The organism is Streptomyces sp. AF1A, assembly GCF_047340315.1.
In the GTDB taxonomy this organism is placed as follows: domain Bacteria; phylum Actinomycetota; class Actinomycetes; order Streptomycetales; family Streptomycetaceae; genus Streptomyces.
This window is the reverse complement of the sequence record NZ_JBLEBI010000237.1, coordinates 1-8,481: the sequence shown is the minus strand read 5'-3', so window position 1 is coordinate 8,481 and position 8,481 is coordinate 1. Positions and strand designations below refer to the sequence as shown.

The following is an 8,481-nucleotide window of genomic DNA, read 5'->3' as shown; positions in this document are numbered from 1 at the left end:
AGAGCGCGGCCGGCGTGGCCGGCGCGTGCACCGACCAAGCGGCATCGCAGCCGGCCGCCGCACCGCGATTGGTGTTCGTCTTCTCCGGCTACGGCTCACAGTGGCCGGGCATGGGGCGGCGCCTGCTGAGCGACGACGCCGTCTTCGCCGCCCACATCCACGCGCTCGATACGCACTTTGAGGCGGAGACGGGCTCACGCCTGAGCGACCTGCTGAGATCGGACCCGGCCCGCACCGCCGACCGGATCCAGCCGCTGATCTTCGGCATCCAGCTGGCCCTGGCCCGCACCCTTGCCGACTACGGTGTCCAGCCCGCCGCCGTCATCGGCCACTCGATGGGCGAAGTCGCCGCCGCCGCGGTCGCCGGCGCCCTCGAGGACCGCGACGCCGTGCGGGTCATCGTCCGCCGCTCGGCCCACCTCGCCCGCCTGGAAACCGAACAGGCCGGCGCGATGGCCGCGGTGGAACTGCCCGCGCCCGAGCGCACCGCCCGCCTTTGCCGCTTTCCCGGCGTCGAGGTCGCCGTCCACTCCTCACCCCAGCGCTGCACGGTGGCCGGACCCGCCCCGGCGGTGCGCGCCCTGGTGGACGAACTGAGCGAACAGGGCCGCCTGGCCCGGCTGCTCGAACTGGACGGAGCCGCCCACACCGCCCTGGTCGACCCCCTCCTGGCCCCCCTGGCCGAGGACCTCGCCGGCCTGCACCCCCACCCGGCGTCCATCCGCTGGTACACCACGGTCTTGGACGATCCCCGCGCCGGTGCGGCAGCCGACCTGCGCTACTGGTGCGCCAACGTCCGCCGCCCGGTACGCCTGCAGCAGGCGGTGACCGCAGCGGCCGAGGACGGCCACACCCTGTTCGTGGAGATCTCCCCCCACCCCATCGTCGCCGTCCCGCTCACCGAAAGCCTCAACACCACCCCTGCCGGCCGGCAGGCGCAGGTGGTGGCGACCCTGCACAAGAACACCGACGACGCCGTCCAAATGCGCCTGGCCCTGGCCCGGCTGCACTTCGCCGGCATCCCGCTGAAGGCCTCGCTGTGGCCGGCCGGCACGCGCACCCCACTGCCCACGCCCCCCTGGCGCCACGAACGGTTCTGGTTCTCCCGCCCCGCCCCCCCGATCCAGGCCGGCGGCCACCCGCTGCTGGGGGTACGCACCGACGACCCCCGCACCGGCGCCGTGCTGTGGCAGGCGGACATCGGCACCCGCCGGCACGGCACCCGCGGCACGGTCCACGACCAGGCGGTGCTGACCCTCGCCGAGGCCGCCGAGCTGATGATCGAAGCCGGCCTGGATGTGTGGGCCCGCGAACACCTCACCCACCTCGCTCTCAAGGACCTCACCCTCCACCGGTGGCTGGCCATCTCGGCCAGCACCCCCCTGACCACCGTGTGGGAACCCGAGGACGCCACCGGCGCAACCCTCACCCTGTACGCCCGCGGCGCCGACACCCTCTGGCACCGCTACGCCTCGGCCCGCCTCACCCGCGCCCCGCAACACACCGCCGAGGCCGCTGCCGAGGCCGCTGCCGAGGCTGCTGCCGAGGGCGGGATGCAGCCGGCGCCCACCCGGCACTGCATCCTGGAGGACCACCACGCCCCCCACCGCACCTCCTACGCCCACGTCCTGACCGCCATGCTGCAGGCCCAGCAGGCCGCCGCCGCACCATCGGGCGGGGAGCACCCCGACCCGGCCGGCACACCCGCCGTCCCGGTCGGCGTGCAGCTGCTGCTCATCAAGCAGCCGGGCGTCCTGGACACCGGCTACGACATCGGCTGCACCCCCGCCACCACCACCGGCACCGGCCCCGCGGGCGCGGGTACCGGCCAGTGGCACATCAGCGCCCGGGGCGCCTCGAGCGAGATCACCGCCCGCTTCGTTTGTCTGCGGCCCGTCGAGCGGCGCGAGGTGCCACGGGCCCTGGAGACGTGCACCTACGACATCCAGTGGGAGAAGTCCACCCTCCCCGCGCCCGCACGGCCTTTGCGGCGCGCCCTGCTCCTCGGCGACGACGCCGGCGCCGCGGACGGCGAGATCGCCTCGCTGGCCGCGGCCCTGGAAGCCGGCGGCGCCCACGTCAGTGCGGCCCGCCCCCAGGACGAGAGCGCACTGGATGCCTGGCTGGCCGGCGCCGGAGCGGACGGTGCGAGCGCCGTCGTGCTCCTGTTGCCCGACGCCCGCGACAACGACACGCGCCCCCTGCACCGGGCGGCACGGCTGGCACGCCGCCTGGCCGCCCTGAGCGACCGGCAGCCGCCACGCCTGTGGATGGCCACCGTGCTGGCCCAGGCGACCGGGTCGGGGGAGAGCGGAACACCGGCGCTGGCCTGCCTGCGCGGCCTCGTCCGGGTCCTCGCACTCGAACACCCCCACCTGCACGCCTCGCTGGTGGACATCGACAACCAGCCCGGCGCCCTGGACGACCTCGCCCGCGAACTCCTCGCCGGCGGCGACGCCGACGAGATCGCCTGGAGAGCCGGCACCCGCCTGACCGCACACCTGGCCCGCGCCGACCTCGGTCAGGAACACACCGACACCGTCACCTTCACCCGCCCCGACGGCGCCTACATCATCACCGGAGGCCTGAGCGGACTGGGCCTGGCCACGGCACAGCGCCTCGCCCGACAAGGCGCCGGCCGCATCGTCCTCAACGCACGCAGCGCCCCGGGAGCCAAGGCCCGCGCCGCCATCGCCGGCATGCAGGAAGACGGCGCCTGCGTCGCCGTGGTCCAAGGAGACATCACCGACCCGGACGTGGCGCACCACCTGGTGCGCGCCGCGCTCGCCGACGGCCACAGCCTGCGCGGCATCGCGCACTGCGCCGGCGTCCTGCACGACCGCGTCATCACCGACCTGGAACCGGCCGACATCGACGCGGTGCTGCGGCCCAAGGCCGTGGGAGCCGGCAACCTCGAGGCGGCCATCGCCGACCACGACCTGGACTGGTGGGTGATCTACAGTTCCGCCGCGGCCCTGCTCGGCTCACCCGGACAGGCAGCCTACGCGGCCGCCAACGCATGGCTCGACGCCGTCGCCCACCACCGCCGGGCCCGCGGCCTGCCGGCGACCTCCCTGGCCTGGGGCCCCTGGGAGAACGTCGGCATGACCGCCGGGAACCCGGTACTGGCCCTGGAACCCATCCCCATGAACGAGGGAATGGACGTCCTGCAGGCCCTGGTCACCCTCAACCGCGCCCACGTGGGCGTCGTCTACCTCGACACCGAACGCGTACTGGAGGCCTTCCCAGGCCTGGGCGCCATTCCCTTCTTCACCGGCGTCCTGGGCGACGCCCAACCCGCCGACGACTGGCCCGGCCCCCACGGCATCACGGCCCTGGGCAGCAACGCCGCCAACCTGGTGCACGCCCGCCTGACGAGAAGAACCGCGGCCATCATGGGCGTGGCCGCCGACCTCAGCCAGACACTCCCGCTGACCGAACTGGGCCTGGACTCCCTGGTGGCGGTACGCATCCAGAACACCATCCGCCAGGACTTCGGCATCGACATGCCCGCCGCCCGGCTGCTGCGCGGCGCCAGCCTGCAGGACGTGGGCCGCGCGGTACTCGAAGAACTCCACCTGGACGCCACCGCGGCGCAGGCCCCCACCCCGCCCGCGACAGTCCTGGACGCCACCGCGGCGCAGGCCCCCACCCCGCCCGCGGCACCCCAGGACGCCACCGCAGCCGGGCCGTCCCCGGCCACCGCGGCGCAGGCTCCCACCCCGTCCGCGACAGTCCTGGACGCCACCGCGGCGCAGGCCCCCACCCCGTCCGCGACAGTCCTGGACGCCACCGCAGCCGGGCCGTCCCCGGCCACCGCGCTGCCCGGCTTCCTCGGCCCCAGGGACGCCGCGGAGCGGCTGGTCGCAAGCGCCTGGGCGGAAGTCCTGCCGCCCGGACCCAAAGACATCCGCGAGGACTTCACCGCCGCCGGCGCCGGCCGGGACCGCGCCCGGGTTCTGGCCGAGGTCATCCGCCGCCGCCTGGGCGACGCCACCGAAGTGAGCCTGACGGCCGACGCCGTCCTCGCCCAGCGCACCGTGGCCGCCATCGCCGAACTCATCCGGCCCGTCGTCAACCGGACCGGCCGGTCGGCACTGACCGTCCTGCGCGCCCCCACCGCCGGCCCGGCACGCCCCGCGCTGTTCACCTTCCACCCCGCCGGCGGCCCCACCTCCGTCTACCTGCCCCTGACCGGCCTGCTGCCCGCCCAACAGCCCGTGTACGGCCTGGAACGCGTCGACGAACTGCGCAGCATGGAGGAGAAGGCGGCCCACTACCGCACCCTCATCCGCGACCTGCAGCCACACGGCCCCTACCACCTGCTCGGCTGGTCCTTCGGAGGGTGCCTCGCCTACGAAACCGCCCTCCAACTCAGAGACGAGCAGGCGGACATCGGCTTCCTCGGACTGATCGACACCATCCTGCCCCCCGCCCTGCCGCAATCGGAATCAGGCACCTTCCTGCTCGAGCGCTTCGGCCGCTTCGCCGCATACATCGAAAAGACCTACGGCCACCACCTCGACCTGCCCTACGAAGAACTGGCGGCCACCCCCGACGACCAGCAGATCGACGTGGTCATGCGCCTGGTCGCCGAGGCAGGCCTCGACATGAGCCCGGGAATCATGGAGCACCAGCGCACCTCGTACATCGACGCCCGCGTCGGCGAACGCTACAGCCCCCGCTTCCAGGACGGCCACGTCGTGCTCTACCGCGCCCGGCAACCCCAGCAGCTCACCACCGCCCTGGACCCGCGCTACCTGCGCCAGGACGCCGACCTGGGGTGGGCGCCCCTGTGCCAGAGCCTGGAGATCGTCCCCGTCGACGGCGACCACCTGTCCGTCATCGACCCCCCGCACGTGCAGACCATCGCCCAGCACGTCGCCCGCGCCCTGGGGTGGCCCGCCCGCTGACTGCCGGCGCACCGCGCCTGGTGTGCGCCCCCCGCCGCACACCAGGCACCACCGCCCCGCCGCACGGCTGTACGGGCCATTGCTGCGCACCCGACGGGGTGTTGGCTGGTGAAGATCAACTCATTTCGTCATGCTCCCGTCTGTGTGGCTCACTTTTTGGACGTACGCGAAAAAGAATCTGGTGTGCCTCGGGCTCGCCGCCGCCGTCCTTTCCACGAATGCACAGGCGGCGCCATGGAAACCGGCCGCCGCGCACGGGCCCCGCCCGGCCGAAGCCCGCATCACCGGCGTGAAAGCAATCGACAACCGGATGCGTGACCTCACGGTCATGTCTCCCGCGATGCGCACATCCATCCCGGTCCGCATCATTCTCCCCGAGAACTGGAGCAAAAACCCGAAAGCCACCTTCCCGGTTGTTTACATGCTCCACGGCGGCGACGACGACTACACGTCCTGGACACGCGAAACAGACCTGGAAGCCCTCGCACAGCACACCAACGCGCTCATCGTCATGCCCGACGGCGGACGCAACGGCTACTACAGCGACTGGTACGGCGGCGGCCCCCGCTGGGAGACCTTCCACACCCGCGAACTCGTCCGGCTCATGGAGAAGAAATTCCGCGCGAGCCGCACACGAGCCGTCGTCGGACTGTCCATGGGAGGCTTCGGCGCACTCAACTACGCCGCCCACCACCAGGGGATGTTCCGGTATGTGGCCTCCATGAGTTCCTACGTGGATCTGAACGATCCCGCCGTGCGCCTGGAACTCGCGCTCGGGACCGCGAAGGAGGGCATCGACATCAAAGACGTATGGGGCGACCCGGTGAAGGACGCCGGCAACTGGAAGGCCCACAATCCCGTCGCCATGCCGCGCGCCTTCCGCGGCATGCACATCCATCTCTCCGCCGGCAGCAGCGAGCCCGGACCGCTGGATGCGGGACACACCTCCGACGTGCTGCTGGCCAGCGAACTGGGCGAGGCACCGCTGTGGGGACAGATCAGCAGATTCGCGCGGTCCCTGCGCGCCGAGGGCGTCGACGTCAGCACGCACCTGTACACGCCGGGAACGCACTCCTGGCCGTACTGGCGGGCGGAACTGCACCGCATCTGGCCGTCGGTGATGAAGTCGATCGGTCAGTGATCCCATGCGGACCGTGGTGATTTTCGCCGCCGGATCCCGCGGCGACGTCCAGCCCTGCCTGGCACTGGGGCGCGCCCTGCAGCGCCGGGGCGATGCGGTGCGGATCCTGGCCAGCCTGCGCTACCGGCACCTGATCGCCGGGGCGGGCCTGGACCTGCATCCCCTGCCGGTCGACCCGGTGGAGATCATCGAGTCCGCCGAAGGGCAGGAACTCCTGGCCGGGCGGCGCAACCCCGTGGCGTTCATCCGCCACATGGACCGCGTCATGCGGCCCCGCATGATGTCGATGCTGGAGGAGACGCAGATCGGCGCGAAGGGAGCCGACCTGGTCCTGGCACCGACCTTCAGCTTCCTCGGCCTCCACCTCAGCCAGTACCTGAACATCCCGCACGCCCTCATCCACTTCCAGCCCAGCCAGCCCACCACAGCCTTCCCGCACCCCTTCGTGCCGGCGGCCCGGATCCTGGGCGGCGTGGGCAACCGGCTCAGCTTCGGCGCGGTCGACCTCGGATCCTGGATGGTCTTTAGGCAGTTCGTCAACGCATGGCGCCAGGACAGCCTGGGCCTGGCGCCGATGTCCCTGGCCGCCCCCTTCCGGCACGTCCGCCGGGCCACCGTGCTGTGCGCGTTCAGCCCGACGCTCGTGCCCCGCCCGCCCGACTGGGGCCCCAACGTCCACGTCACCGGCTTCTGGCACCACGACCAGCCGCTGTGGAAGCCCCCACGGCGCCTGCTCGCCTTCCTCGCCGAGGGCCCCCCGCCGCTCTACGTCGGATTCGGCAGCATGCAGACCGGCGACCCCAAGGCCACCGACGCCCTCGTGCGCACCGCGCTGCGCCGCGCCGGCCTGCGCGCCGTGCTGCCGGGAGACCCCGCCACCAGCGACGACGACATCCTCGCCGTCGGCGACACCCCCCACGACTGGCTGTTCCCCAAGATGGCCGCCGTCGTCCACCACGGCGGAGCAGGCACGACGGCCTCCGCACTGCGCGCCGGAAAACCCTCCCTGATCTGCCCGTTCTTCGGAGACCAGCCCTACTGGGCCGGCCGCGTGCACGACCTCGGCGCAGGACCGGCACCCCTGCCGGTCGCCGACCTCACCGTCGACGCCCTCACCCAGCGCCTGCACGCCCTGACCCGCTACGCCCCCTACACCCACCGCGCGCACCGGCTCGGCCAGGTCCTCAAGGCCGAGAACGGCATCGCCCGGGCCTGCCAGGTCCTGGACCAGTTCCCGGCCGCCCCCGCATGAAATCAAACGGCTGCCGCACACCCCCCGGCAACGACACCACCACAGCCGCGCCGGCCGGGCATGCAGCGTGCGCGGCCGGCACCGCTGTACGCCGCTCCGCCCGCCCGGGCGGCCGCCCGCACCGCATCAGCCACCACGCGGTGACCCTCACCGGCGGCCCCGGCCGGGCGCCTCAAGGCCGTCGAGGCGGAGAACGAAAGTGCCGCAGGAGCCGGGGACTTCACGCGCAGGCAGCCGGGAGCCGACGCCGTACCCCGCCACTTCGTTCGCGAGCGGGTGCCGGCAGGGAACGGGCCGGCGGCGAGCAACCCCGCAAAGACCCGGCACACAACACCCCGACACGTGCCCTCCCCCATGCGGAGTCCTGCCGGCATGCCGCGGTGAACAGCCCCGCGCTGCACTGGCCCTTCAGCCGGACACCGGCAGGCTCGGCCGGCGTGCGGGCACCCCGCACGCCGCGGGCGCGCCGGTCCCACACCGGCTCAACGCCCCGCTGGCCGGGCGAGGGGCGGGGTTCGGGGGGTGCGGGTCAGCGGACGTGGCGGTGCAGGGTGACGGTGGGGGCGAAGCCGGTGTGCGGGTCGCCGCTGGTGCGGGGGGCGCGTGCGGCTTCCCGGTCGAGGACGGCTTTGACCTGGTGGGCGAGGCTGTCGGCCTGGCGTGTGATCTGGTCGATGGGCAGGCGGGAGGTTTTGAGGGCGCCGATGTGGTGGTTGATGCTGCTGAGCTGGTCGCGTGCCTGGCGGCTGAGGGTGAAGGGGCCCGGTGTGGCGATGACGAACTGGTAGGCGGCGGAGAGGGTTTGGCAGGCGGGGCAGTGCTCGTTGACGGAGCGGCTGAGGTTGGTGGCGTTGATCAGGCGTGCGTTGCGGCCGGCGGTGGTGAGGATCTGGTAGGACAGCGCGATGGACCGGCAGGGGTTGTCCGGGGCGCAGCCTGCGGAGACGGCGGTGGCGCGGTTGTTGGCGGTGACGGCGACGGCCGGGCCGTACTCGTGCAGCGTGAAAGAGGTGCGGAACTGGTTCACGTGGGTCCTGTCGGCGTGGCTGAGGGCGGTGTCGACGGCGACGGCGACGCCGTGGGAGAGGCCGGAGGTGGCGCGGGCCTGTGTGGTGACGGCGGTGACCGCCAGGCCGGCGGTCACGGCGGCGCCGAGCCGCACGGCGGCCTTGCCG

General features: G+C 73.0%; 4 protein-coding genes. 3 read left to right on the top strand and 1 reads right to left on the bottom strand.

Annotation, left to right across the window (positions count from 1 at the left end; all coding sequences use genetic code 11):
- Window positions 1–14: 14 nt before the first annotated feature.
- The 3 genes from ACLU3S_RS34020 (at window position 15) to ACLU3S_RS34010 (ending at window position 7,306) form a co-directional block, all read left to right on the top strand.
- On the top strand, window positions 15–4,913 hold the full coding sequence (locus tag ACLU3S_RS34020) for an SDR family NAD(P)-dependent oxidoreductase (RefSeq protein ID WP_413955845.1): 4,899 nt from the start codon (window positions 15–17) through the stop codon (window positions 4,911–4,913).
- Between the two features lie 142 nt (window positions 4,914–5,055).
- Window positions 5,056–6,054 (top strand): alpha/beta hydrolase, encoded by a 999-nt coding sequence (locus ACLU3S_RS34015; protein ID WP_413955844.1) that lies wholly within the window; start codon window positions 5,056–5,058, stop codon window positions 6,052–6,054.
- Between the two features lie 13 nt (window positions 6,055–6,067).
- A complete protein-coding gene (locus tag ACLU3S_RS34010) occupies window positions 6,068–7,306 on the top strand; it encodes a glycosyltransferase (protein ID WP_413955843.1) in 1,239 nt (412 codons plus the stop codon).
- 529 nt (window positions 7,307–7,835) lie between these two features.
- Here the strand turns inward: ACLU3S_RS34010 and ACLU3S_RS34005 are convergent.
- Window positions 7,836–8,481: hypothetical protein (locus ACLU3S_RS34005; RefSeq protein WP_413955842.1), on the bottom strand; the 646-nt coding region annotated here is incomplete at its 5' end.